General features: G+C 50.8%; 4 protein-coding genes. 2 read left to right on the top strand and 2 right to left on the bottom strand.

Going from position 1 to position 2,581, the window contains the following annotated elements:
- A partial coding sequence (locus tag ABVT36_RS18925) for a hypothetical protein (protein ID WP_368457953.1) occupies positions 1 to 232 on the top strand: 232 nt, incomplete at its 5' end.
- A gap of 603 nt (positions 233 to 835) precedes the next feature.
- Positions 836 to 1,303, top strand: coding sequence for a hypothetical protein (locus ABVT36_RS18920; protein ID WP_368457952.1), 468 nt, complete (start codon positions 836 to 838; stop codon positions 1,301 to 1,303).
- Positions 1,304 to 1,412: 109 nt separating this feature from the next.
- Here the strand turns inward: ABVT36_RS18920 and ABVT36_RS18915 are convergent, their stop codons facing one another.
- Complete coding sequence (locus ABVT36_RS18915; protein ID WP_368457951.1) at positions 1,413 to 1,742, bottom strand: hypothetical protein; 330 nt, start codon at positions 1,740 to 1,742, stop codon at positions 1,413 to 1,415.
- 310 nt (positions 1,743 to 2,052) lie between these two features.
- The gene (locus ABVT36_RS18910) at positions 2,053 to 2,385 is read right to left on the bottom strand and encodes a hypothetical protein (protein ID WP_368457950.1); all 333 of its coding nucleotides are present in this window, start codon (positions 2,383 to 2,385) and stop codon (positions 2,053 to 2,055) included.
- Between the last annotated feature and the right edge of the window lie 196 nt (positions 2,386 to 2,581).

Raw genomic sequence — 2,581 nt, 5'->3', positions numbered from 1 at the left:
CATGGGTGGTTTGGCTGACGCTGCGGCCGATAAAGCGGCCGACGATGCCGCCCAGGCGTTTAATGAATCGGCCCTGACTCAGCAAACGGTTGGCACCCTTGCGGGGGCGGCGACTGGCTATGGGCTCGATAGAAAGCAATCGATGAAGCCCGGTTATGCACTGGAGACCGAGGCGCTTCCAGAAAACCAGACGGCCGATATTGGACTCAACTACGGCCAGATAGTGGGGTAATTCAGTATGGGTGCATTCGATAACGCAATGGATCAGAGGCGCGATCAAGCGTATGGGGCTAACTCCGGGCGGGGAGGTGTGTATTTTGATGGAAGTGCGGAGAACACGCTAGCCAGGATTTACCGCGCCGAGTGGCAGGATTATCTAAAACGCTTTGCCCCTTATGAGGACAAGGCCATCGACTTCGCCACCAACCCCGAGGCAGTGACCGAGGCGGTGGACCGGGCGGGTGAGGCGATGGATCAGAGCTTTGCCACTTCAAAGGAAAGCCTGCAGCGGGATCGCAGTCGCTTTGGCCTGTCGATGAGTCCACGGGAACANATCGTCAACATGGGGCAGGGCAAGTCGGCTACAGCCACAGCGGGCATGGGTGGTTTGGCTGACGCTGCGGCCGATAAAGCGGCCGACGATGCCGCCCAGGCGTTTAATGAATCGGCCCTGACTCAGCAAGCGGTTGGCACCCTTGCGGGCGCGGCGGCGAGCTATGGGCTCGATAGAAAGCAATCGATGAAGCCCGGTTATGCACTGGAGACCGAGGCGCTTCCAGAAAACCAGACGGCCGATATTGGACTCAACTACGGCCAGATAGTGGGGTAATTCAGTATGGGTGCATTCGATAACGCAATGGATCAGAGGCGCGATCAGGCGTATGGGGCTAACTCCGGGCGGGGAGGTGTGTATTTTGATGGAAGTGCGGAGAACACGCTGGCCAGGATTTACCGCGCCGAGTGGCAGGATTATCTAAAACGCTTTGCCCCTTACGAGGACAAGGCCATCGACTTCGCCACCAACCCGGAGGCAGTGACCGAGGCGGTGGACCGGGCGGGTGAGGCGATGGATCAGAGCTTTGCCACTTCAAAGGAAAGTCTGCAGCGGGATCGCAGTCGCTTTGGCCTGTCGATGAGTCCACGGGAACAGGCCAGCGAAAGTCGTTCCAACGCAGCCAGTGGAACCGCCGCGAAGCTGGCAGCGAGAAACAATACCCGGATGCATGTGCAGGACCGTCAGCAGCAGGTCATGTCCGGCGCGGGCGCCATCGGGTTGAGAGAAGCGATTAGCGAGGGCCGTTAACCATGAGTGGATGTTATGGACTGATCAGTGCTGGGTGCAGCGAAAAGTTTGAACTGAAACAGGATGTTGCGGTAGCCAAAGGTTAGATACTTTTGGCTACCAACTATAACTATTTTCTAAGGTCTATGCCAGTGGCCTCACAGCGAACTCCATTTGCGTCCTTATCGATAATAATACCAACAGTTGCGCCTGAATGAAATGCAGATAAAGCCAGCGAGAGAGAAGCTTTCAGCCTATCCGGGCCATGATTAATTGGGGTGAAATACGCATAACCATATTGGCAGTCGCTTATGCTAGAGGTTCCCTCATAGGTAATAACGAAGCCTCCATCTGGGTCGTGCACCCATACTCTCTTAATCGTACCGATGTACCATGCAGGATCTGCTAATACGTTAGAACTTAAAGCCAATAAAAAAGCTATAGAAAGTAATTTTCTCATAATTATTCCATTGAAATCTTTTATGTCGGAAACGGCCTTTGTGTATGTTGGCCACAAGCTAAATGTGCAGAAATGTGGACCGTTGCTTGTGGTTATTAGCATGCCGAGTATACCGCATGGCCTTGAAGACTAAAAGAATACCGAATGAGGTTTGCTCGGCTACCCCCACTAGATGTGCGGGACCATAGAGGAGCTTGACAACCATGAATAGAGGTTGTGGGCCACTCAGTGTTGGCCGTGATGAAAAATGTGAGGGAGCACGAGGGGATCTGGTAGCCAAAATCCAGGTGCTTTTGGCTACCATTTATACTTATTTTCTAAGGTCTATGCTGAGTGCATGGCAATACTCACCATTTAAGTCCTTGTCGACTACAACACCAACTGTTGCACCTGCGTGAAATGCAGATAATGCTATTGATAAAGAATTTTTCAGCATTTCTGGACTTTGAACAGAGGAGACAAAATATGCATATTGGTGCTTGCAGTCACTAAGGCTATTAGAAGTTCCCTCATAGGTAATGATAAAGCCTCCATCTTGGTCCTGTGCCCATATTCTATTAATGGTTCCAGAGTAATATGCAGGAGCCGCAAATGCGTTGGAACTTAAAGCCAGTAAAAAAGCTATAGAAAGTAATTTTTTCATCTTCATCCCATTGAAATTAAAATTTCTTTTCTGCCGAAAATACTATGTGCGGCAAATTGTATATGGCCGGCACAAGTTAAATGTCTATAAAACTAGGCCGTTATTTATGGCGATTAGCGCGCCAACTATACCGGATGAGCTTGAAGATTAGAAGAATGCCGAATGAGGCTTGCTTAACTGTACAGGAGTTTGACAA

The sequence above is a fragment of the Microbulbifer sp. TYP-18 genome (genome assembly GCF_040932045.1).
Classification (GTDB): Bacteria; Pseudomonadota; Gammaproteobacteria; order Pseudomonadales; family Cellvibrionaceae; genus Microbulbifer.
This window is presented reverse-complemented; position numbering and strand designations above follow the sequence as displayed.